Source organism: Pseudomonas sp. B12(2026), from assembly GCF_057767015.1.
In genome coordinates this window covers 5,944,483-5,965,450 of the sequence record NZ_CM173430.1, presented here as the reverse complement: position 1 = coordinate 5,965,450, position 20,968 = coordinate 5,944,483, and the positions used below count along the sequence as shown (strand labels likewise).

Here is a 20,968-nt window from a genome sequence, read left to right as displayed (position 1 = left end):
GGATATCCCCCAAAGAAGGCGCAAAGCGAAATAGGCCGATATTGTAGCCCTGCCGGGAGAACTTATCCACATAAGATACGACCGGGGAGGCAAGCAAAATCAAGATGTTAATGATTGTGCCGATTGTCGGGTAAGCGCGCGGCGAACCTTGTGGATAACCGCTGGATGGGGCAGGGGATCACCCTGGTGAGCGACCTGTGGAAAAATCCGCTGTGGAAAAACCATCCACCTGTCCCCAGCTTTCCAACTGCACGAGCACAAGTCGCGCACCTGTTCCAGACAGGGTTTTCATTCCTCAGGAACGCGACTTTCAGCGGCCTCCAACGACTTATTCACAGCCGAGCCGTTCAACAGTCATAATCAACGCTTCTATCTTTCAAAAGAAAATCTTGCCCTTTCTTATTCAATTTGTATCCGCCGCTGGTTGGAAATTGACCTGACCGCCCGATTTCACTAGAATCGCCGGTCTCTTTAAACGGGGTCACTGCGACCTCATGTCGTCAACCCAGGTACCGAATCATGAAACGTACTTTCCAACCCAGCACCCTCAAGCGCGCTCGCGTTCACGGTTTCCGCGCTCGCATGGCCACCAAGAACGGTCGTCAGGTTCTGTCGCGTCGTCGCGCCAAGGGCCGCAAGCGTCTGACCGTCTGATTTGTCTGACACAGGTGGTGAGTCAAGGCTTCGACCGGGATAAACGTCTACTGACAGCCCGGCACTTCACGGCAGTCTTCGACTCCCCCACCTCCAAGGTTCCCGGCAAGCACATCCTGCTGCTGGCGCGCGAAAACGGTCTCGATCACCCCCGCCTCGGCCTGGTGATCGGCAAGAAGAACGTCAAGCTCGCCGTCGAGCGCAATCGCCTCAAACGCCTTCTCCGCGAGTCCTTCCGCCACAACCAGCAAGCGCTGGCCGGCCTGGACATCGTGGTTATCGCGCGCAAGGGCCTCGGCGATCTGGAGAATCCCGAACTGCACCAGCAGTTCGGCAAGCTCTGGAAACGCCTGTTGCGCAATCGGCCCAGCCCGGAACCCGCGACAGACTCTCCGGGAGTGGCCGACAGTTCCCATGCGTAGACTGGCGTTGTTACTGATCCAGTTTTACCGCTACGCCATCAGTCCCATGATGGGCAGGCACTGTCGTTTCTACCCCAGCTGTTCCTGCTACGCGCAGGAAGCCATCGAAACCCATGGCTTCCTGCGTGGTGGCTGGCTGGCCGCTCGTCGCCTCGGCCGCTGCCACCCCTGGCATCCCGGTGGTTATGACCCGGTACCGCCAGATCCATCCAAGCCCGCCCCTTCCTCGACGGCCGAGTAACCATGGACATCAAACGTTCAATCCTATTCGTCGCCCTGGCAATCGTGTCCTACGCACTGGTTCTCCAGTGGAACAAGGACTACGGTCAGCCCGAACTGCCAGCGCAGACCGCGACCTTCAACCAGAACGAAGGCCTGCCGGATACATCCGTACCTGCCGGCGGCACGGCCAATGCCGACGTACCGACCGCCCAGAATGCCCAGGCGACTCTACCTGCCGAGCAGAAGCCGGCGGCCGTCAGCGACCAACTGATCCGCGTGAAGACCGATGTCCTGGACCTGACCATCGATCCGCGCGGCGGCGACGTGGTCAAACTGGGCCTGACCCAGTACCCACTGCGCCAGGACCATCCGGAAGTGCCGTTCCCGCTGTTCGAGCGTGACCAGCAGCGCACCTACCTCGCCCAGAGCGGCCTGACCGGCGCCGACGGCCCGGATGCCGCCGCCAGTGGCCGTCCGCTCTATGCATCGGCCAAGACCAGCTACGAGCTGGCCGACGGCCAGGACCAGTTGGTCGTCGACCTGACCTTTGCCCAGAATGGCGTCAACTACATCAAGCGCTTCACCTTCCACCGCGGCCTGAAAGCCGATTGCACCGAGAAGGAAAGGGCGCAGAAGAAGCTCGAGTGCATCAACCCCGATGCCTATCAGATTGGCGTGACCTACCTGATCGACAACCAGAGCGACCATGCCTGGAACGCCTCGGTGTTCGCCCAGCTCAAGCGTGACGCCAGCGCCGATCCGTCCTCCACCACCGCCACCGGCGTGTCGACCTACCTCGGCGCTGCGGTCTGGACCCCTGAAAAGCCCTACGTCAAAGTGCCCATGAAGGACATGGACAAGGAGTCGTTCAAGGAAACCGTCCAGGGTGGCTGGGTCGCCTGGCTGCAACACTACTTCGTTACCGCCTGGGTGCCCGCCAAGGGCGAAACCCACAACGTGATGACCCGCAAGGACGCCCAGGGCAACTACATCGTCGGCTTCACCGGCCCGAGCATCAGCGTTGCGCCGGGCGCCAAGGGCGAAACCAGCATGACCCTGTATGCCGGTCCCAAGCTGCAGCAGTACCTGGGCCAGCTGTCCCTCGGCCTGGAGCTGACCGTCGACTACGGCCCGCTGTGGTTTATCGCCCAGCCGATCTTCTGGCTGCTGCAACATATCCACAACCTGGTGGGCAACTGGGGCTGGTCGATCATCCTGCTGACCATCGTCATCAAGCTGGCATTCTTCCCGCTGTCCGCCGCCAGCTACCGTTCCATGGCCCGCATGCGCGCCGTGTCGCCGAAGATGCAGGCGCTGAAGGAACAGTACGGCGACGACCGCCAGAAGATGTCCCAGGCGATGATGGAGCTGTACAAGAAGGAGAAGATCAATCCGCTGGGCGGCTGCCTGCCGATCCTCGTGCAGATGCCGGTCTTCCTGTCCCTCTACTGGGTACTGCTGGAAAGCGTCGAGATGCGCCAGGCTCCGTGGCTGGGCTGGATCGTCGACCTGTCGGTGAAGGACCCGTTCTTCATCCTGCCGATCATCATGGGCGCCACCATGCTGGTCCAGCAGATGCTCAACCCGACACCGCCGGACCCCATGCAGGCCAAGGTGATGAAGCTGATGCCGATCATCTTCACCTTCTTCTTCCTGTGGTTCCCGGCCGGTCTGGTGCTGTACTGGGTTGTGAACAACTGCCTGTCGATCGCACAGCAGTGGTACATTACCCGTCGGATCGAGGGTGCCGCGAAGAAGGCCTCCGCCTGATCGCCACTCCCGCCGATTGCCAAGACGCCCCCTCGTGGGGCGTTTTGCTATGTGGATAGTTTTGCCAAGTACCCTGTTTGTCCCGAGAAAACCGCGAGACCGCCGACATGAATGCAGCCCGTGAAACCATCGCCGCCGTCGCCACCGCCCAGGGCCGTGGCGGGGTCGGCATCGTCCGCGTCTCCGGTCCGCGTGCCCGGGCCATGGCCATCACCCTCAGCGGCCGCGAGCCACAGCCCCGCCACGCGCACTACGGGCCGTTCCACAGCAATGACGGCGAGGTGATCGACGAAGGCCTGCTGTTGTACTTCCCGGGCCCGAACTCCTTCACCGGCGAGGACGTGCTGGAACTGCAGGGACACGGCGGCCCGGTGGTCATGGACATGCTCCTGCAGCGCTGCCTGCAGCTGGGCGCCCGCCAGGCCCGCCCGGGTGAGTTCAGCGAGCGTGCCTTCCTCAACGACAAGCTCGACCTGGCCCAGGCCGAAGCCATCGCCGACCTGATCGAAGCCAGCTCGGCCCAGGCGGCGCGCAACGCCGTGCGTTCGCTGCAGGGCGAGTTTTCGCGCCGGGTGCATCGCCTCACCGACCAGTTGATCCAGCTGCGCATGTACGTCGAGGCGGCCATCGACTTCCCCGAGGAGGAAATCGACTTCCTCGCCGATGGACACGTCCTTTCGCAACTGGACGGCGTGCGCGCCGAGCTGGCCGCCGTACTGCGCGAGGCCGGCCAGGGTGCGCTGCTGCGCGATGGCATGACGGTGGTGATCGCCGGTCGTCCCAATGCCGGCAAATCCAGCCTGCTGAACGCCCTGGCAGGGCGTGAGGCGGCCATCGTCACCGATATCGCCGGCACCACCCGCGACGTGTTGCGCGAACATATCCACATCGATGGCATGCCGCTGCACATCATCGACACCGCCGGCCTGCGCAGCACCGAAGACCATGTGGAAAAGATTGGCGTCGAACGGGCCCTGAAGGCCATCAATGAGGCAGACCGCGTACTTCTGGTGGTGGACTCCACCGCTCCGGAGGCCAGCGATCCCTTTGCACTGTGGCCGGAGTTCCTGGACAGCCGCCCGGATCCGGCCCACGTCACCCTGATCCGCAACAAGGCGGATTTATCCACAGAGTCGGTTGGCCTCGAAGAAAGCACCGACGGACACGTCACCATCACGCTGTCCGCCCGCTCGGGTAACGGACTCGACCTGCTGCGCGAACACCTCAAGGCCTGCATGGGCTTCGAACAGACCGCGGAAAGCAGCTTCAGCGCGCGCCGGCGCCACCTGGAGGCCCTGCGCCACGCCGGTGAACACCTCGAGCACGGCCGCGCGCAGCTCACCCTGAGCGGCGCAGGCGAGCTGCTGGCCGAGGATCTGCGCCAGGCTCAGCAGGCCCTGGGCGAAATCACAGGCGCCTTTACCCCGGACGATCTGCTGGGACGCATCTTCTCCAGCTTCTGCATCGGCAAATGACCTCACTTCCACGGGGCGCCATCAAGGTCCACCGAAATCCTTGAAACCCGCATGAACACTGGGTTTCTTGCCTATTAAGCTCTGTTGAAGCACGACAGAAAGATCGTCTGATCTCGTGCCCAGATTTATGTCCAAGTAGTGGTTTTAACCTGAGCCTTCCGCTGTCTGGACACTCGCCCTGAAGGCTCTCAAGCCCAGGGACAAGACCTATACCGTCGGCGATGATCGCGGCCTGTACCCGGCGACTACCTCAAGCATGCAGCAGATAGCTCAGTCCAGCTGCTGTATTTCCTCAGGTCGAAAAGACTGAGTTATGCCTTTTGTAGGAAGTGTCCCTTTTCGTCCATCTAATCCAAACGGACGATTTGAGCTGTGCCACGAAATACCGAAAGTTCGCCAGCGCCATCTATTTCTACGACAGCGTTTACCCGATGACCTGTCGCGGAGGGAATGGAACTGGAGATCGCATGAGAAATAACAACAGCAAACACGCGCGCTTCACCGCCTCCCCAAGACCACGCTTCCACACCCAGCAGCTCATCCTCCCGCTGTTCGCCCTGTATAGCCTGTTGTCCTGCGGCGGCCAGCGGCCTGCCTGGACTCACCGCCAGCAGCCACTTCCATATCGGCACCGACTCCCTGGTGATTGCGGTTCGCCCCGACCGGCAACACGAGGATGGCATGATGTTGCGCGAGGGCTCACAGCCCGGTCCACAGTGACGTCGTAGTTCCCTCTCTCAATTGCATCCAGCCATGGCGTGGCGTGACCGCGCCTGGCTTTACACACCCAAAAAACAAGAAAGCATTGGAGGCGCGGAGTGAAGACGTACTGGATAGCCGTATGTCTGGTCCCCGGTCTTATCATCGGGGAAGCACGGGCCGATCGACTGGCCGAGCTGGAGGCACAGGTGGCGGCGCTGGCGAGCCAGATTGCGGCGCTGAAGCAGGAGCAGGTGAAGCTGCAGGCGGCCGCTCCTCCTGTGGAACCGCCCCGTAAGGTGGTCACCGGCGGAGTAATGCCCGGCTCGTTCCTGCTGCCCGACAGCGATACCTCGGTGAAGATCGGCGGCTTTGTGCGCGCCTCGCTGATGAGCGATTTCCAGGGCAGCCTCGGCAACAGCCAAACGGTGCTGCTGCCTTATTCACCGAAATATGGCGGAATTCCATACGACGGCACCCCATACACCAAGCGCAAGGGGCAGGTGCAGTTCGAAGCGCGCGAATCGCGGCTGAACATCGAGACTAGGACCCCCACGGAGTATGGCGAGCTGCGTACCCTGATCGAGGGTGACTTCTATGGCACTGGCGGTACCAAGGCCACCACCAACTCGGTTTCGCTTCGCCTGCGCCACGCCATGGCCGAACTCGGTCCCTGGATGGTCGGGCAGTACTGGTCGAACTTCGCCGATCCCCGCCAGGGCCCTGAAGTGTTCGACTTTGGTGGCCCGGTGGGCCTCCCCGCCCTCAACCGGCAAACGCAGATCCGCTATACCGACGAACTGCACCCGAAGCTGGAGCTCTCAGCCGCGATCGAGCAGCCAGTGCAGGATTTCACCGGTGCCGACACGGTTCTGTTCGGTGCCGGCATCAACAACATCAGCAACAACTCCATCGACAAATCGCCGGAGCTGACCGCACGACTGACCCTTGCCGACGGTTGGGGGCGCCAGTCCGTCGGAGCCGCCCTGCGCCAGTTGGACGCCGACGATGGCGGCGGTCTGGACGACCAGCTCACCGGCTATGCATTCAACTATCAGGGACAGCTCGCCGTGGGGAAACAGGACAAGCTCTACTACGACCTGGTGTATGAGCGTGGTGCCGGCCGCTACCTGACCCAGACGCCACCCTCAGCTGCGCTCTACAAGGGCAGGCTGTATGCCATCTCCGGCCAGGGCGTGAACATCAGCTATCAGCACTGGTGGTCGGAGAGCTTCCGCTCGAACCTCAGCGCCGGCCTGATCCGGCTGGACAACCCACATCCCGCCACTCCACTCACCCAGTTCGACGGGGTACGCTCGCTGCACGCCAACCTGCTGTGGAGCCCCGCCGGGCCCAAGGTCCTGCTCGGCCTCGAATACACCTACGCGGGCATCCGCAACGAGGCCCATCAACGGGGGAGCGGGCAGCGCCTGAACCTGGTCACACAGTTCGGTTTCTAGCCCCACAATCGAACGCAGTGATCTCCGCCTCCAGCACAATCCTGCGCCGGCAAGTAATCCACTACGCCGTCTTCAATGCTGATGACAGAGCCGCCGCTCCTGCCCGCTGATCCTTCAATGGACAAGCTATCCACAACCTAAAAAACTGAAAAGCCCCGTCACACCTGGCTTTCAGCCCGCCTAAAGCTCATTCCACAGGGATCCTTGAACCCTGTGGAAAACACCCGTACAGCTACGTTGACAACACCTGGCCCAGGACGTGGATAAATCCGCCTGTTGATAACGTTACGCTTAATCCACAGGCTAGGAACCGGAGATCCCCTGGCACGCGACAGCATCGACACAGGGTTGTTATTCCGTGAAAGATCGATGGAATAAGGGCTACAGATGGTTATCCACAGAAACCGGCTTCACCATACATAAACACAAGCTCTAAAAAGATTTAAAAAATTCCTCTCTCTTTTATTTTCTATAGAAGCCTTCAGTACCGATTGGCTATTTTTTGTCCAGGTGCCTTCAATCGAGAGCCCTTAGCCCCTATACTGTCCGGCTCTCTTATTTCTCCTTGATCGACAGGCACGAGGTGCGTGGTGGATTTCCCTTCCCGTTTTGACGTGATCGTGATCGGCGGCGGCCATGCCGGCACTGAGGCCGCACTCGCGGCTGCACGCATGGGCGTGAAGACGCTGCTGCTCACCCACAATGTGGAAACTCTCGGCCAGATGAGCTGCAACCCCGCCATTGGCGGGATCGGCAAAAGCCATCTGGTGAAAGAGATCGATGCGCTGGGCGGTGCCATGGCACTGGCTACCGATAAAGGCGGCATCCAGTTCCGCATCCTCAACAGCCGCAAAGGGCCCGCCGTACGTGCAACCCGTGCGCAAGCCGACCGCATCCTCTACAAGGCCGCGGTGCGCGAGATACTGGAAAACCAGCCGAACCTGTGGATATTCCAGCAGGCCTGCGACGACCTGATCGTCGAGCAGGATCAGGTGCGCGGCGTGGTGACCCAGATGGGTCTGAAATTCCATGCGGATAACGTCGTCCTCACCGCCGGTACCTTCCTTGGCGGACTTATCCACATCGGCCTGGAGAATTACTCCGGTGGCCGTGCCGGCGACCCGCCGTCCATCGCTCTGGCCAGGCGCCTGCGTGAACTGCCGCTACGCGTCGGTCGCCTGAAGACCGGCACACCGCCGCGAATCGATGGTCGCAGCGTCGATTTCAGCGTGATGACCGAACAACCGGGCGACACGCCGACTCCGGTGATGTCCTTCCTCGGTTCGCAGGAGATGCATCCGCGCCAGGTCAGCTGCTGGATCACCCATACCAACGCGCGCACCCACGAGATCATCGCCGCCAACCTCGATCGTTCGCCCATGTACTCCGGGGTCATCGAGGGCGTCGGTCCGCGCTACTGCCCGTCGATCGAGGACAAAATCCATCGCTTCGCCGACAAGGACAGCCATCAGGTATTCCTCGAACCGGAAGGCCTGACCACTCATGAGCTGTACCCGAACGGCATTTCCACGTCGCTGCCCTTCGACGTGCAGCTGGATATCGTCCGTTCGATCCGCGGCATGGAGAACGCCCACATCGTGCGTCCCGGCTACGCCATCGAATACGACTACTTCGATCCGCGCGACCTGAAGTACAGCCTGGAGACCAAGGTCATCGGCGGGCTGTTCTTCGCCGGCCAGATCAACGGCACCACCGGCTACGAAGAGGCCGGCGCCCAGGGCCTGCTCGCCGGCACCAACGCCGCGCTGCGTGCCCAGGGCCGCGACAGCTGGTGCCCGCGCCGCGACGAGGCGTACATCGGTGTGCTGGTCGACGACCTGATCACCCTCGGCACCCAGGAGCCGTACCGCATGTTCACCTCGCGCGCCGAATACCGGCTGATCCTGCGCGAGGACAATGCCGATCTGCGCCTGACCGAAAAAGCCCGCGAACTGGGCCTGATCGACGACCACCGCTGGGCGGCCTTCGAAGCCAAGCGCGAAGGCATCGAGCGTGAAGAGCAGCGCCTGAAGAGCACCTGGGTTCGTCCGAACACCCCGCAAGGCGATGCCATTTCCGCGCGCTTCGGTACACCGCTGGCCCATGAGTACAACCTGCTGAACCTGCTGGCCCGGCCGGAAATCGACTACGCAAGCCTCGCCGAAGTGACCGGTGCCGGCGCGGAAGACCCGCAGGTCGCCGAGCAGGTGGAAATCCGCACCAAGTACGCCGGCTACATCGACCGCCAGCAGGAAGAGATCGCCCGCCTGCGCGCCAGCGAGGACACCCGGCTGCCTGTGGATATCGATTACCAGTCGATCTCCGGCCTGTCCAAGGAGATCCAGCTCAAGCTGGGCAACGCCCGTCCGGAAACCCTAGGGCAGGCCGGCCGCATCCCGGGCGTGACCCCGGCGGCGATCTCCCTGCTGCTGATCCATCTGAAGAAGCGCTCGTCCGGCCGTCAGCTGGAGCAGAGCGCCTGATGTCCCTGGTCAACGCCCGCCACGCCGACGAACTCGCGCGTGGCATCGAAACGCTCGGCCTGAACATCGACGCAACCATCCAGCAGCGGCTGCTCGACTACCTGGCCCTGCTGGCCAAGTGGAACAAGGCGTACAACCTGACCGCCGTCCGAGATGTGGACGAAATGGTCTCGCGCCACCTGCTCGACAGCCTGAGTATCGTCCCGCAGTTCGAAGCCGCCGGCGGCGAACGCTGGCTGGACGTCGGCAGCGGCGGCGGCATGCCCGGCATTCCGCTGGCCATCCTGTTCCCCGGCAAGTCCCTGACCCTGCTCGACAGCAATGGCAAGAAGACCCGCTTCCTCACCCAGGTGAAGCTGGAGCTGAAGCTGGACAACCTGCAGGTTATCCACAGCCGGGTGGAGGCCTTCCAGCCCGAGCAACCGTTCAACGGCATCGTCTCCCGGGCGTTCAGCAGTCTCGAGGACTTCACCAACTGGACGCGCCACCTCGGCGACACCCGGACCAACTGGCTGGCCATGAAAGGCGTACACCCCAGCGAGGAGCTCGCGGCACTCCCGGAAGATTTCCGGGTCGAAGCCGAACACGCTCTGGCGGTGCCGGGTTGCCAAGGCCAGCGCCATCTGCTGATACTGCGCCGCATTGCATGACGGGGAGTGGGGAAAACCATGGCTAAGGTATTCGCGATCGCCAACCAGAAAGGCGGCGTCGGCAAGACCACGACCTGCATCAACCTCGCCGCATCGCTGGTCGCCACCAAGCGCCGCGTACTGTTGATCGACCTCGATCCACAGGGCAACGCCACCACCGGCAGCGGTGTGGATAAGTTGTCCCTGGAACATTCCATCTACGACGTGCTGACCGGCGAATGCGACCTGGCCCAGGCCATGCAGTTCTCCGAGCACGGTGGCTACCAGCTGCTGCCCGCCAACCGCGACCTCACCGCCGCGGAAGTGGTGCTGCTGGAGATGGACATGAAGGAGCACCGCCTGCGCCAGGCGCTGGCGCCGATCCGCGAGAACTACGATTTCATCCTCATCGACTGCCCGCCGTCGCTGTCGATGCTGACCGTCAACGCCCTGTCCGCCTCGGACGGCGTGATCATCCCGATGCAGTGCGAGTACTACGCGCTGGAAGGCCTGACCGACCTGATGAACAGCATCCAGCGCATCGCCGAGCGGCTGAATCCGGCGCTGAAGATCGAAGGCCTGCTGCGTACCATGTACGACCCGCGCATCAGCCTGACCAACGACGTCAGCGCGCAGCTGCAGGAGCATTTCGGCGACAAGCTCTACACCACCGTGATCCCGCGCAATGTGCGACTGGCCGAGGCGCCCAGCTTCGGCATGCCGGCGCTGGTCTACGACAAGCAATCCCGCGGTGCCATCGCCTACCTGGCGCTGGCCGGCGAGCTGGTGCGCCGCCAGCGTTCCGCCCGCACCACCGCCCCCGCCTGAGAGATTAAGGAACCCGCATGGCCGCCAAGAAACGAGGTCTCGGACGCGGGCTGGACGCCCTGCTCAGTGGCTCCAGCGCCGCTACCCTGCAGGAAGAAGCCGTCCAGGTCGACAGCAAGGAACTCCAGCACCTGCCGCTGGACCTGATCCAGCGCGGCAAATACCAGCCGCGCCGCGACATGGACCCGCAAGCCCTGGAAGAACTCGCCCAGTCCATCAAGGCCCAGGGCGTGATGCAGCCGATCGTGGTGCGCCCGATCGACAAGGGCCGCTACGAGATCATCGCCGGCGAGCGCCGCTGGCGTGCCAGCCAGCAGGCCGGCCTGGAGCGGATCCCGGCCATGGTCCGCGAAGTGCCGGACGAAGCCGCCATCGCCATGGCGCTGATCGAGAACATCCAGCGCGAGGACCTCAACCCCATCGAGGAAGCCGCCGCGCTGCAGCGCCTGCAGCAGGAATTCCAGCTGACCCAGCAGCAGGTCGCCGACGCCGTCGGCAAGTCCCGCGTGACCGTGGCCAACCTGCTGCGCCTGATCGCCCTGCCGGAAGAGATCAAGACCCTGTTGTCCCATGGCGACCTGGAGATGGGCCATGCCCGTGCCCTGCTCGGTTTGCCGGAAAACCGGCAGGTCGAGGGCGCGCGACATGTTGTCGCACGGGGCCTCACCGTGCGCCAGACCGAAGCCCTGGTGCGCCAGTGGCTCAATGCCCCGGCGGAACCTGTCAAAGCGGTCAAGAGCGACCCGGACATCAGCCGCCTGGAACAGCGTCTGGCCGAGCGCCTGGGCGCTCCGGTGCAGATTCGCCACGGACAGAAGGGCAAGGGACAGTTGGTGATCCGCTACAACTCCCTCGACGAACTTCAGGGCGTTCTCGCCCACATCCGCTGATACGAACGTATATGTAGGGGTCGTCGGAAATCACTACCTGACGGTTGAACGGGTATGCCGCGCCCCCTATACTCTGCGCGCAATTTTGTCGGCACAAACTATGCCAAGTTGTTGATTTGCGAAGCCGACACCAGAGGACTTTGAGACAGATGGAACCCCGCAAGCCCAATCGCCTGCCCTTCCATCGCCAACCGGCTTTTCGCCTGTTGCTCGTCCAGCTGGTGGTGCTGCTCATGGGGGCAGCGGCCCTGTGGTTTGCCCGGGGATCGGTCGCAGGCTATTCCGGCCTGCTGGGTGGCCTGATTGCGTGGTTGCCGAATCTGTACTTTGCTCGCAAGGCGTTCCGTTATAGCGGCGCCCGCTCTGCCCAGCTGATAGTCCGGTCCTTCTATGCCGGTGAAGCGGGGAAACTGATTCTGACGGCAGTGCTTTTCGCACTGGCGTTCGCAGGTGTGAAGCCGCTGGCGCCCCTGGCGCTGTTCGGCATCTACCTCCTGACCCTGGTGGTCAGCTGGTTTGCACCCCTGTTGATGCGAAACACATTTACAAGACCTTAGAGCGATTGAGGCAAACATGGCAGCAGAAAGCGCTTCGGGTTACATCCAGCACCACTTGCAGAACCTGACCTTCGGTCGTCTGCAGGACGGTTCCTGGGGGTTCGCCCACACCGCCGAACAAGCCAAGGATATGGGCTTCTGGGCATTCCACGTTGATACCCTGGGTTGGTCCGTATTCCTCGGCCTGGTATTCATCTTCATCTTCCGCATGGCGGCCAAGAAGGCTACCAGCGGTCAACCTGGCGGCCTGCAGAACTTCGTCGAAGTTCTGGTCGAGTTCGTCGACGGCAGCGTGAAGGACACCTTCCACGGCCGTAACCCGCTCATCGCACCGCTGGCGCTGACCGTGTTCGTCTGGATCTTCCTGATGAACCTGGTCGACCTGGTGCCCGTGGACTTCCTGCCGCTGCTGGCGGCGAAGATCACCGGCAACGAGCACCTGTTCTTCCGCGCCGTGGCCACCACCGACCCGAACGCCACCTTCGGCATGTCGATCGCGGTGTTCGCGCTGATCATCTTCTACAGCATCAAGGTCAAGGGCATCGGCGGCTTCCTCGGCGAACTCACCCTGCACCCGTTCCACAGCAGCAACATCGTGGTTCAGATCATCCTGATCCCGGTGAACTTCCTGCTCGAGTTCGTGACCCTGATCGCCAAGCCGGTATCCCTGGCACTGCGTCTGTTCGGCAACATGTACGCCGGCGAGCTGATCTTCATCCTGATCGCCGTGATGTTCGGCGCCGGCATCCTCTGGCTGGGCGGCATGGGCGTCGTGCTGAACTGGGCGTGGGCCGTGTTCCACATCCTGATCATCACCCTGCAGGCGTTCATCTTCATGATGCTGACCATCGTCTACCTGTCGATGGCCCACGAAGACAGCCACTGATCCCTGAATTCTGTACGCCCTCTCCCGCTTGGGAGGGGGTGAAAGAAGAGTTTCACCACCTTAACTTGCTTCACCTTTAACCAACACGACAAAAAGTCGGGAGGAAAAATGGAAACTGTAGTTGGACTCACTGCTATCGCCGTTGCTCTGCTGATCGGTCTGGGCGCTCTGGGTACCGCCATCGGCTTCGGCCTGCTGGGCGGCAAGTTCCTGGAAGGCGCTGCTCGCCAGCCGGAAATGGTCCCGATGCTGCAGGTGAAAATGTTCATCGTGGCCGGTCTGCTCGACGCCGTAACCATGATCGGTGTTGGTATCGCTCTGTTCTTCACCTTCGCTAACCCGTTCATTGCTCAGGTTGCCCAGTAATTTCCGACATCCGGAAATCTGTGACTGAACAACGAACGAGCGAGGTATTGGCGTGAACATTAATGCAACTCTGATCGGCCAGGCCATCGCGTTCGCCATCTTCGTCATCTTCTGCATGAAGTTCGTATGGCCGCCGGTTATCGCGGCTCTGCACGAGCGTCAGAAGAAGATCGCCGACGGTCTGGACGCTGCCAACCGCGCAGCTCGCGACCTGGAACTGGCCCACGAGAAAGCGGGTCAGCAACTGCGCGAAGCCAAGGCTCAGGCAGCTGAAATCGTCGAGCAGGCGAAGAAGAGCGCTAACCAGATCGTTGACGAAGCTCGCGAACAGGCTCGTGCCGAAGGTGACCGCATGGTTGCCCAGGCCAAGGCTCAGATCGAGCAGGAACTCAACAGCGTCAAGGACGCCCTGCGTGCCCAAGTGGGTGCCCTGGCCGTCTCCGGCGCCGAGAGGATCCTGGGTGCTTCGATCGATGCCAACGCGCAAAAGCAGCTGGTTGATCAACTGGCCGCCGAGATCTAAGCGAGGGCGATATGGCAGAACTGACCACGTTGGCTCGTCCTTACGCGAAGGCGGCTTTCGAGTACGCCCAGGCTCATCAGCAATTGGCCGATTGGTCCGCTGCTCTGGGTGTGCTGGCTGCAGTGTCGCAGGACGACACCGTGCGCCAGCTGCTCAAAGAGCCCCAGCTGACCGCCGCAGCCAAGGCTGATGCGCTGATCGACGTGTGTGGCGACAAGCTCAATGCTCCGGCCCAGAACTTCGTCCGGACTGTGGCTGAAAACAAGCGGCTCGACCTGCTGCCGACCATCTTCGAGATGTTCGAGCAACTCAAGGCCGAGCAGGAAAAGCTGGTCGAGGTCGAGGTCACCAGTGCCTTCGCCCTGGACCAGGAACAGCAGGACAAACTCGCCAAGGCTCTCAGCGCCCGGCTCAGTCGCGAAGTGCGACTTCATGCGTCGGAAGACGCGAGCCTGATCGGCGGCGTGGTGATCCGCGCCGGTGACTTGGTAATCGATGGCTCGGTGCGCGGCAAGCTCGCGAAACTGGCCGAAGCGTTGAAATCTTGAGTTTGAAGGGGCAGCGGCATGCAGCAACTCAATCCTTCCGAAATTAGTGAAATCATCAAGGGGCGCATCGAGAAACTCGATGTAGCTTCGCAAGCGCGCAACGAAGGCACCATCGTCAGTGTTTCCGATGGCATCGTGCGCATCTTCGGTCTGGCCGACGTCATGTACGGCGAGATGATCGAATTCCCGGGCGGCGTCTACGGTATGGCGCTGAACCTGGAGCAAGACTCCGTCGGCGCCGTGGTTCTGGGTGAATACCAGGACCTCAAAGAAGGCATGAACGCCAAGTGCACCGGCCGCATCCTGGAAGTACCGGTTGGTCCGGAACTGCTGGGTCGCGTGGTCGACGCACTGGGCAACCCGATCGATGGCAAAGGCCCGATCGATGCCAAGCTGACCGACGCCGTCGAGAAAGTGGCGCCGGGCGTGATCTGGCGTAAGTCGGTAGACCAGCCGGTCCAGACCGGTTACAAGTCGGTCGACGCCATGATCCCGGTAGGCCGTGGCCAGCGCGAGCTGGTCATCGGTGACCGTCAGATCGGCAAGACCGCCCTGGCCGTTGACGCCATCATCAACCAGAAAGACAGCGGCATCCGCTGCGTCTACGTGGCCATCGGTCAGAAGCAATCGACCATCGCCAACGTCGTACGCAAGCTGGAAGAGAACGGCGCCCTGGCCAACACCATCGTGGTGGTTGCCAGTGCCTCCGAATCCGCTGCTCTGCAGTACCTGGCGCCGTACTCCGGCTGCACCATGGGCGAATACTTCCGCGACCGCGGTGAAGACGCCCTGATCGTGTACGACGACCTGTCCAAGCAGGCCGTTGCCTACCGCCAGATCTCCCTGCTGCTGCGCCGTCCGCCGGGCCGTGAAGCCTACCCGGGCGACGTGTTCTATCTCCACAGCCGTCTGCTGGAGCGCGCATCCCGCGTTTCCGAAGAGTACGTCGAGAAGTTCACCAACGGCGAAGTGAAAGGCAAGACCGGTTCCCTGACCGCCCTGCCGATTATCGAAACCCAGGCTGGTGACGTTTCCGCGTTCGTTCCGACCAACGTGATCTCCATCACCGACGGTCAGATCTTCCTGGAAACCTCCATGTTCAACTCGGGTATCCGTCCGGCCGTCAACGCCGGTATCTCGGTATCCCGCGTTGGTGGCGCGGCCCAGACCAAGATCATCAAGAAGCTGTCCGGCGGCATCCGTACCGCGCTGGCCCAGTACCGTGAACTGGCGGCCTTCGCCCAGTTCGCCTCGGACCTGGACGACGCGACCCGCAAGCAGCTCGAGCATGGTCAGCGCGTTACCGAGCTGATGAAGCAGAAGCAGTACGCGCCGATGTCCATCGCCGAGATGTCGCTGTCCCTGTACGCCGCCGAGCGTGGCTTTCTGCAGGACATCGAGATCGCCAAAGTGGGCGCCTTCGAACAGGCGTTGATCTCCTACTTCCAGCGTGAGCACGCCGCTCTGCTGGCGAAGATCAACGAGAAGGGTGACTTCAACGACGAAATCGACGCAGGCATCAAGGCCGGCATCGAGAAGTTCAAGGCCACCCAAACCTGGTAAGCCGCAGCGGGGGTCGGTAACGGCCCCCGCCTGCTAACCCGATAGGTGTGAAATGGCAGGCGCAAAAGAGATTCGCAGCAAGATTGCGAGCATCAAAAGCACGCAAAAAATCACCAATGCCATGGAAAAGGTGGCGGTGAGCAAAATGCGCAAGGCACAACTGCGCATGGCGTCCGGCCGTCCCTACGCGGAGCGCATTCGCCAGGTGATCGGCCATCTGGCCAACGCCAACCCCGAGTACCGTCATCCGTTCATGGTCGAGCGTGAAGTCAAGCGCGTCGGCTACATCGTGGTGAGCTCCGACCGTGGTCTGGCCGGCGGCCTGAACATCAACCTGTTCAAGGCGCTCGTCAAGGACATGGCGGCCCAGCGCGATCGTGGCGCGGAGATCGACCTCTGCGTGATCGGTGCCAAGGGCGCATCCTTCTTCAAGAACTATGGCGGCAACGTCGTTGCGGCCATCAGTCACCTGGGCGAAGAGCCGTCGATCAACGATCTGATCGGCAGCGTCAAGGTCATGCTGGATGCCTACCTGGAAGGGCGTATCGATCGCCTGTACGTGGTTTCCAACAAGTTCATCAACACCATGACCCAGAAGCCGACCGTGGAGCAGATGATTCCGCTGGTGGCCGAGGACAACGAAGACCTGAAACACCACTGGGACTACCTCTACGAGCCCGACGCCAAGGCCCTCCTCGACGGCCTGCTGGTGCGCTACGTGGAATCCCAGGTGTATCAGGCGGTGGTTGAGAACAACGCCTGCGAGCAGGCGGCCCGGATGATTGCAATGAAGAACGCTACCGACAACGCCGGTGATCTGATCAGCGAACTCCAGCTGGTCTACAACAAGGCACGTCAGGCGGCGATCACCCAGGAAATCTCGGAAATCGTCGGCGGCGCTGCCGCGGTGTAAGAACAGGTTCAAAATTCAGAGGAACCAGACATGAGTAGCGGACGTATCGTTCAAATCATCGGCGCCGTGATCGACGTGGAATTCCCGCGCGATGCCGTGCCGAACATCTATGAGGCCCTGAAGGTTCAGGGCGTCGAAACCACCCTCGAAGTTCAGCAGCAGCTGGGCGACGGCGTGGTCCGTTCCATTGCGATGGGTTCCACCGAAGGCCTCAAGCGTGGCCTGAACGTGGAAAGCACCGGCGCAGCCATCTCCGTACCGGTCGGTAAAGCGACCCTGGGCCGGATCATGGACGTACTGGGCAACCCGATCGACGAAGCCGGTCCCATCGGCGAAGAAGAGCGTTGGGGTATCCACCGCGAAGCTCCCTCCTATGCCGATCAGGCTGGCGGCAACGAGCTGCTGGAAACCGGCATCAAGGTAATCGACCTGGTCTGCCCGTTCGCCAAGGGCGGTAAGGTCGGTCTGTTCGGTGGCGCCGGTGTAGGCAAGACCGTGAACATGATGGAGCTGATCCGTAACATCGCCATCGAGCACAGCGGTTACTCCGTGTTCGCGGGTGTGGGCGAGCGTACCCGTGAGGGCAACGACTTCTACCACGAGATGAAGGACTCCAACGTACTGGACAAGGTAGCCCTGGTATACGGCCAGATGAACGAGCCGCCGGGAAACCGTCTGCGCGTTGCCCTGACCGGCCTGACCATGGCCGAGAAGTTCCGTGACGAAGGCCGTGACGTACTGCTGTTCATCGACAACATCTACCGTTACACCCTCGCCGGTACCGAAGTGTCCGCACTGCTGGGCCGTATGCCGTCCGCAGTAGGTTATCAGCCGACCCTGGCCGAAGAGATGGGCGTTCTGCAGGAGCGCATCACCTCCACCAAGCAAGGCTCGATCACCTCGATCCAGGCCGTATACGTTCCCGCGGACGACCTGACCGACCCGAGCCCGGCGACCACCTTCGCCCACCTCGACGCCACCGTGGTACTGTCCCGTGACATCGCCTCGCTGGGTATCTACCCGGCCGTGGACCCGCTGGACTCCACCTCCCGTCAGCTGGACCCGCTGGTCATCGGCCAGGATCACTACGACGCCGCCCGTGGCGTGCAGTACATCCTGCAGCGCTACAAGGAACTGAAGGACATCATCGCGATCCTCGGCATGGACGAACTGTCCGAGTCCGACAAGTTGCTGGTGGCCCGTGCTCGTAAGATCCAGCGCTTCCTGTCCCAGCCGTTCTTCGTGGCAGAAGTCTTCACCGGCTCGCCGGGCAAGTACGTCTCCCTGAAGGACACCATCGCTGGCTTCAAAGGCATCCTCAACGGCGACTACGACCACCTGCCCGAGCAGGCGTTCTACATGGTCGGCGGCATCGAAGAAGCCATCGAGAAAGCGAAGAAGCTGTAATCCGTGCGCCCGGCAACGGGCGCTTACGTGAGGCAAGGGTATGGCTATTACTGTCCACTGCGACATCGTCAGCGCCGAAGCGGAGATCTTCTCCGGTCTGGTCGAGCTGGTCGTTGCGCACGGCTCCCTGGGTGATCTGGGTATCGCTCCGGGCCACGCGCCGCTGATCACCGAGCTCAAGCCGGGTCCGATCCGCCTGGTGAAGCAGGGTGGCGAGCAGGAGGTGTACTACATCTCCGGCGGCTTCCTCGAAGTACAGCCGAACATGGTCAAGGTTCTCGCCGACACCGTGATTCGCGCCGGCGACCTCGACGAAGCGGCTGCCCAGACCGCACTGAAGGAAGCTGAGAAGGCTCTGCACACCAAAGGTGCCGAGTTCGACTACAGCTCCGCCGCAGCCCGCCTGGCCGAAGCCGCAGCGCAACTGCGCACGGTCCAGCAGGTTCGCAAGAAGTTCGGCGGCTAAGCCGCGCGAAGCCCTTCGGGGCTTCAGCGACAAATTGGAAAAGGGTAGCCTTGGCTACCCTTTTTCTTTTTCCACGCCGGGGTCCGCCCCGCTTACCAGGACGGTCTGTCACTCATGTCCCTCGAAATCGTCATTCTCGCCGCCGGCCAGGGCACGCGCATGCGTTCGGCCCTGCCGAAGGTCCTGCACCCGGTTGCCGGCAAGCCGATGCTCGCCCATGTGATCGATACCGCGCGCACGCTCGGCCCTTCCCGCATCCATGTGGTGATCGGACACGGCGCGGAACTCGTGCGCGAACGGCTGCAGGCGGATGACCTGAATTTCGTGATCCAGGAGCAGCAGCTCGGCACCGGCCACGCCGTGGCCCAGGCCGCGCCGTTCCTGAGTGCGGACAAGGTGCTGATCCTCTACGGCGACGTGCCGCTGATCGAGCAGCCGACCCTCGAGCGGCTGATGGCCCAGGCCACTGCCGAACAACTGGCGCTGCTCACCGTCGAGCTGGATGACCCGACCGGCTACGGCCGCATCATCCGCGCTGCCTCCGGCGAGGTTCAGGCCATCGTCGAGCAGAAGGACGCCACCCCCGAGCAGCGCGCCATCCGCGAAGGCAACACCGGCATCCTCGCCGTGCCGCGCGAGCGTCTGGCCGGCTGGCTGTCGCGCCTGTCCAATTCCAACGCCCAGGGCGAGTACTACCTCACCGACGTGATCGCCATGGCCGTGGCCGACGGCCTGCGCGTGGCCACCGCGCAGCCGCAGGCCGCGATGGAAGTCCAGGGCGCCAACGACCGCCTGCAGCTTTCCGAGCTGGAGCGCTTCTACCAGCTGCGCATGGCGCGCCGCCTGATGGCCCAGGGCGTGACCCTGATCGACCCGGCGCGCTTCGACGTGCGCGGCGAGGTCAGCGTCGGCCGCGACGTGCAGATCGACGTCAACGTGATCCTCGAAGGCCAGGTGGAGATCGAGGACTTTGTTTCGATCGGCCCGAACTGCTACATCAAGGACAGCACCCTGCGCCGTGGCGCCATCATCAAGGCCAACTCGCACCTGGAAGGCGCCCACGTCGGCCCGGACAGCGATGTCGGCCCGTTCGCCCGCCTGCGTCCGGGCAGCGTGCTGGAGCGCAAGGTGCATGTGGGTAACTTCGTCGAGCTGAAGAACGCCCACCTGCAGGACGGCGTCAAGGTCGGCCACCTGACCTACCTGGGCGACAGCGAGATCGGCGCGCGCACCAACATCGGCGCCGGCACCATCACCTGCAACTACGATGGCGCCAACAAGTGGCGCACCACCATCGGCGAGGACGTCTTCATCGGCTCCAACAATTCGCTGGTGGCTCCTGTGGATATCGGCACCGGCGCCACCACTGGCGCGGGTTCCACTATCACCGCCGAGGTTCCGCCCAGCACCCTCGCGGTCGGCCGCGCCAAGCAGCGGGTGATCGAAGGCTGGAAGCGTCCGGAAAAGATCAAGAAATCCTGATGCTCCCCCGTCCAGCCTGTGGATAGTTTTTTATTCACAGGCTGGCGTCATTCCGTCCCATCATTCACAGATGTTCCCCGATCCGCGCTGCCGCCCGGCCCGGGGTTTTCTTCCTGCCGGAGTCTTCCGATCATGCTCGGCGTCGCCGTCCTGATCTTTCTGATCACCGACCCGTTCGGCAACATCGCGGTATTCCTCGCCGCCCTGAAATCCGTCCCGGCCGAGCGCCGGCTCAAGGTCGCGTTGCGCGAGCTGCTGTTCGCGCTCGGCCTGCTGCTGCTCTTCCTCACGCTCGGCGAGCACATCCTCACCGGCCTCGGGCTGTCGAAGGAAGCCACCGGAATCGCCGGCGGCATCATTCTCTTCGTGGTCGCCATGCGTCTGATCTTCCCGACCCCGCAGGGCGTGCTGGGCGACATGCCCGACAGCGAGCCGCTGCTGGTGCCGCTGGCGACGCCGGCGGTGGCCGGTCCCTCGGCGCTGGCCATGCTGATCACCCTGCGCACCACCTACACTGGTCCGTTGTGGGAGCTGTACCTGGCGGTGATCCTGGCCTGGGCGGCGACGGCACTGATCCTGTTGCAGGCCTCGTTCCTCCAGCGCTTCCTCGGCCCCCGAGGACTGACCGCCGTGGAGCGCCTGGCCGGCATGCTGCTGATCATGCTCAGCGTGAACATGCTCCTGCAGAACCTGCGCAGCGTCCTGCACATCGCAGCGTGAGTGAC

21 protein-coding genes are annotated in these 20,968 nt (G+C 62.5%); all 21 read left to right on the top strand.

The genetic code is table 11. The features are described 5' to 3' along the window. Window positions 1-519: 519 nt before the first annotated feature. The 21 genes from rpmH (at window position 520) to AC3B6A_RS27540 (ending at window position 20,963) form a co-directional block, all read left to right on the top strand. Complete coding sequence (rpmH, locus tag AC3B6A_RS27640; RefSeq protein WP_003100258.1) at window positions 520-654, top strand: 50S ribosomal protein L34; 135 nt, start codon at window positions 520-522, stop codon at window positions 652-654. Between the two features lie 14 nt (window positions 655-668). Beyond that, window positions 669-1,076 carry a ribonuclease P protein component gene (gene rnpA / locus AC3B6A_RS27635; protein ID WP_488400278.1) on the top strand — a complete coding sequence of 136 codons (408 nt, stop codon included), beginning with the start codon at window positions 669-671 and terminating at the stop codon, window positions 1,074-1,076. Next, window positions 1,069-1,317 (top strand): membrane protein insertion efficiency factor YidD, encoded by a 249-nt coding sequence (gene yidD, locus AC3B6A_RS27630; protein ID WP_015479779.1) that lies wholly within the window; start codon window positions 1,069-1,071, stop codon window positions 1,315-1,317. Before rnpA ends, yidD begins: the two co-directional genes overlap by 8 nt. A gap of 2 nt (window positions 1,318-1,319) precedes the next feature. Further along, window positions 1,320-3,068, top strand: a complete 1,749-nt coding sequence (gene yidC, locus AC3B6A_RS27625) for a membrane protein insertase YidC (RefSeq protein WP_488400277.1) — start codon at window positions 1,320-1,322, stop codon at window positions 3,066-3,068. A gap of 107 nt (window positions 3,069-3,175) precedes the next feature. Further along, window positions 3,176-4,543: a tRNA uridine-5-carboxymethylaminomethyl(34) synthesis GTPase MnmE gene (gene mnmE, locus AC3B6A_RS27620; RefSeq protein WP_488400276.1), complete on the top strand. Its 1,368-nt coding sequence runs from the start codon at window positions 3,176-3,178 to the stop codon at window positions 4,541-4,543. 818 nt (window positions 4,544-5,361) lie between these two features. Then, the gene (locus tag AC3B6A_RS27615; RefSeq protein WP_488400275.1) at window positions 5,362-6,702 is read left to right on the top strand and encodes a DcaP family trimeric outer membrane transporter; all 1,341 of its coding nucleotides are present in this window, start codon (window positions 5,362-5,364) and stop codon (window positions 6,700-6,702) included. 590 nt (window positions 6,703-7,292) lie between these two features. Further along, window positions 7,293-9,185, top strand: a complete 1,893-nt coding sequence (mnmG, locus tag AC3B6A_RS27610) for a tRNA uridine-5-carboxymethylaminomethyl(34) synthesis enzyme MnmG (RefSeq protein WP_488400274.1) — start codon at window positions 7,293-7,295, stop codon at window positions 9,183-9,185. Next, entirely contained in the window at window positions 9,185-9,835 is a 651-nt protein-coding gene (gene rsmG / locus AC3B6A_RS27605; RefSeq protein ID WP_488400273.1) for a 16S rRNA (guanine(527)-N(7))-methyltransferase RsmG, read from the top strand. Before mnmG ends, rsmG begins: the two co-directional genes overlap by 1 nt. A gap of 18 nt (window positions 9,836-9,853) precedes the next feature. Next, window positions 9,854-10,642: a ParA family protein gene (locus tag AC3B6A_RS27600; protein ID WP_488400271.1), complete on the top strand. Its 789-nt coding sequence runs from the start codon at window positions 9,854-9,856 to the stop codon at window positions 10,640-10,642. 17 nt (window positions 10,643-10,659) lie between these two features. Further along, a complete protein-coding gene (locus AC3B6A_RS27595) occupies window positions 10,660-11,532 on the top strand; it encodes a ParB/RepB/Spo0J family partition protein (RefSeq protein WP_488400270.1) in 873 nt (290 codons plus the stop codon). 149 nt (window positions 11,533-11,681) lie between these two features. After that, window positions 11,682-12,089: a F0F1 ATP synthase subunit I gene (locus AC3B6A_RS27590; RefSeq protein WP_488400269.1), complete on the top strand. Its 408-nt coding sequence runs from the start codon at window positions 11,682-11,684 to the stop codon at window positions 12,087-12,089. A gap of 16 nt (window positions 12,090-12,105) precedes the next feature. After that, complete coding sequence (gene atpB / locus AC3B6A_RS27585; protein WP_488400268.1) at window positions 12,106-12,975, top strand: F0F1 ATP synthase subunit A; 870 nt, start codon at window positions 12,106-12,108, stop codon at window positions 12,973-12,975. Window positions 12,976-13,083: 108 nt separating this feature from the next. After that, window positions 13,084-13,341 (top strand): F0F1 ATP synthase subunit C, encoded by a 258-nt coding sequence (gene atpE, locus AC3B6A_RS27580; protein ID WP_003457994.1) that lies wholly within the window; start codon window positions 13,084-13,086, stop codon window positions 13,339-13,341. Window positions 13,342-13,393: 52 nt separating this feature from the next. Further along, window positions 13,394-13,864, top strand: a complete 471-nt coding sequence (locus AC3B6A_RS27575) for a F0F1 ATP synthase subunit B (RefSeq protein WP_488400267.1) — start codon at window positions 13,394-13,396, stop codon at window positions 13,862-13,864. Window positions 13,865-13,875: 11 nt separating this feature from the next. After that, window positions 13,876-14,412 (top strand): F0F1 ATP synthase subunit delta, encoded by a 537-nt coding sequence (locus AC3B6A_RS27570; RefSeq protein ID WP_275609440.1) that lies wholly within the window; start codon window positions 13,876-13,878, stop codon window positions 14,410-14,412. An 18-nt stretch (window positions 14,413-14,430) separates the two neighbouring features. Then, window positions 14,431-15,975, top strand: coding sequence for a F0F1 ATP synthase subunit alpha (gene atpA, locus AC3B6A_RS27565; RefSeq protein WP_488400266.1), 1,545 nt, complete (start codon window positions 14,431-14,433; stop codon window positions 15,973-15,975). Window positions 15,976-16,027: 52 nt separating this feature from the next. Further along, window positions 16,028-16,888, top strand: coding sequence for a F0F1 ATP synthase subunit gamma (gene atpG, locus AC3B6A_RS27560; RefSeq protein WP_488400265.1), 861 nt, complete (start codon window positions 16,028-16,030; stop codon window positions 16,886-16,888). 30 nt (window positions 16,889-16,918) lie between these two features. Next, a complete protein-coding gene (gene atpD, locus AC3B6A_RS27555; RefSeq protein WP_488400264.1) occupies window positions 16,919-18,295 on the top strand; it encodes a F0F1 ATP synthase subunit beta in 1,377 nt (458 codons plus the stop codon). 40 nt (window positions 18,296-18,335) lie between these two features. Next, on the top strand, window positions 18,336-18,761 hold the full coding sequence (locus tag AC3B6A_RS27550) for a F0F1 ATP synthase subunit epsilon (RefSeq protein WP_416748077.1): 426 nt from the start codon (window positions 18,336-18,338) through the stop codon (window positions 18,759-18,761). A gap of 114 nt (window positions 18,762-18,875) precedes the next feature. Next, on the top strand, window positions 18,876-20,243 hold the full coding sequence (glmU, locus tag AC3B6A_RS27545) for a bifunctional UDP-N-acetylglucosamine diphosphorylase/glucosamine-1-phosphate N-acetyltransferase GlmU (protein ID WP_488400263.1): 1,368 nt from the start codon (window positions 18,876-18,878) through the stop codon (window positions 20,241-20,243). 132 nt (window positions 20,244-20,375) lie between these two features. After that, window positions 20,376-20,963, top strand: a complete 588-nt coding sequence (locus AC3B6A_RS27540; RefSeq protein ID WP_488400262.1) for a MarC family protein — start codon at window positions 20,376-20,378, stop codon at window positions 20,961-20,963. Window positions 20,964-20,968: the final 5 nt, after the last annotated feature.

Bases quoted from the DNA above. Each gene is read 5' to 3' on its own strand.
- rpmH (WP_003100258.1), top strand. From the start codon at position 520: ATGAAACGTACTTTCCAACCCAGCACCCTCAAGCGCGCTCGCGTTCAC.
- yidD (WP_015479779.1), top strand. From the start codon at position 1,069: ATGCGTAGACTGGCGTTGTTACTGATCCAGTTTTACCGCTACGCCATC.
- yidC (WP_488400277.1), top strand. From the start codon at position 1,320: ATGGACATCAAACGTTCAATCCTATTCGTCGCCCTGGCAATCGTGTCC.
- mnmE (WP_488400276.1), top strand. From the start codon at position 3,176: ATGAATGCAGCCCGTGAAACCATCGCCGCCGTCGCCACCGCCCAGGGC.
- rsmG (WP_488400273.1), top strand. From the start codon at position 9,185: ATGTCCCTGGTCAACGCCCGCCACGCCGACGAACTCGCGCGTGGCATC.
- AC3B6A_RS27600 (WP_488400271.1), top strand. From the start codon at position 9,854: ATGGCTAAGGTATTCGCGATCGCCAACCAGAAAGGCGGCGTCGGCAAG.
- AC3B6A_RS27595 (WP_488400270.1), top strand. From the start codon at position 10,660: ATGGCCGCCAAGAAACGAGGTCTCGGACGCGGGCTGGACGCCCTGCTC.
- AC3B6A_RS27590 (WP_488400269.1), top strand. From the start codon at position 11,682: ATGGAACCCCGCAAGCCCAATCGCCTGCCCTTCCATCGCCAACCGGCT.
- atpB (WP_488400268.1), top strand. From the start codon at position 12,106: ATGGCAGCAGAAAGCGCTTCGGGTTACATCCAGCACCACTTGCAGAAC.
- atpE (WP_003457994.1), top strand. From the start codon at position 13,084: ATGGAAACTGTAGTTGGACTCACTGCTATCGCCGTTGCTCTGCTGATC.
- AC3B6A_RS27570 (WP_275609440.1), top strand. From the start codon at position 13,876: ATGGCAGAACTGACCACGTTGGCTCGTCCTTACGCGAAGGCGGCTTTC.
- atpA (WP_488400266.1), top strand. From the start codon at position 14,431: ATGCAGCAACTCAATCCTTCCGAAATTAGTGAAATCATCAAGGGGCGC.
- atpG (WP_488400265.1), top strand. From the start codon at position 16,028: ATGGCAGGCGCAAAAGAGATTCGCAGCAAGATTGCGAGCATCAAAAGC.
- atpD (WP_488400264.1), top strand. From the start codon at position 16,919: ATGAGTAGCGGACGTATCGTTCAAATCATCGGCGCCGTGATCGACGTG.
- AC3B6A_RS27550 (WP_416748077.1), top strand. From the start codon at position 18,336: ATGGCTATTACTGTCCACTGCGACATCGTCAGCGCCGAAGCGGAGATC.
- glmU (WP_488400263.1), top strand. From the start codon at position 18,876: ATGTCCCTCGAAATCGTCATTCTCGCCGCCGGCCAGGGCACGCGCATG.
- AC3B6A_RS27540 (WP_488400262.1), top strand. From the start codon at position 20,376: ATGCTCGGCGTCGCCGTCCTGATCTTTCTGATCACCGACCCGTTCGGC.